Source organism: Neisseria sp. HMSC067H09, assembly GCF_001814135.1.
Taxonomy (GTDB): Bacteria; Pseudomonadota; Gammaproteobacteria; order Burkholderiales; family Neisseriaceae; genus Neisseria.
Genome location: NZ_KV814884.1, coordinates 1 through 602 on the forward strand (window position 1 = coordinate 1; position 602 = coordinate 602).

1 protein-coding gene is annotated in these 602 nt (G+C 49.3%); it reads right to left on the reverse strand.

All coding sequences use genetic code 11. The features are described from left to right. On the reverse strand, window positions 1-275 hold a 275-nt coding region (locus tag HMPREF2954_RS03650; protein WP_045073276.1), incomplete at its 3' end, for a ComEA family DNA-binding protein. Window positions 276-602: the final 327 nt, after the last annotated feature.

Genomic DNA, 602 nt, shown 5'->3' on the forward strand with positions numbered 1-602 from the left:
TTTTTAGCTTTTGGGTTGGCAGGTGCGGGAGCGACGGTTGCTTCGGTCTTCAGTTTGGAGAAGATACCCTCGCCGATGCCCTTGACGTTTTTGAGCTCCTCGACCGATTTGAAGGCACCGTGCTGCTGGCGGTAGTCCGCAATGGCTTTCGCTTTGGCCGGACCGATGCCGGGCAGGGCTTCCAATTCGGACGGGGAAGCGGTATTGATGTTGACGGCGGCCAGCGACAGCGAGGCGGTCAGAACGGAGAGTGCGGCAAAGAGGAATTTTTTCATAAGGGCGTTTTCCTATCATTTCGTTAATATGGACGGTACCGCCGTGGAGGCGTTACCACTAAATATTTTATTATCATATGCTTTTCATCATTTTAATTCAAACAATTTTAAATATTTCCAACTTCACTATCCCGAAATGTATTTATTCTGCAACATTCCCCAACTTACTTCAATTCCGAAGCGGCCTCCTCCCACATCAATAAAGCCCATCCTTCTGCAACCGGATCATCCGGAATATTACCCCACTCCACCCCACCGCCGCCATACAAGGTAATGATGTTCGCCAAACCGAAACAATACAAAGTAAAAGCCCCCGACATCTGTCGG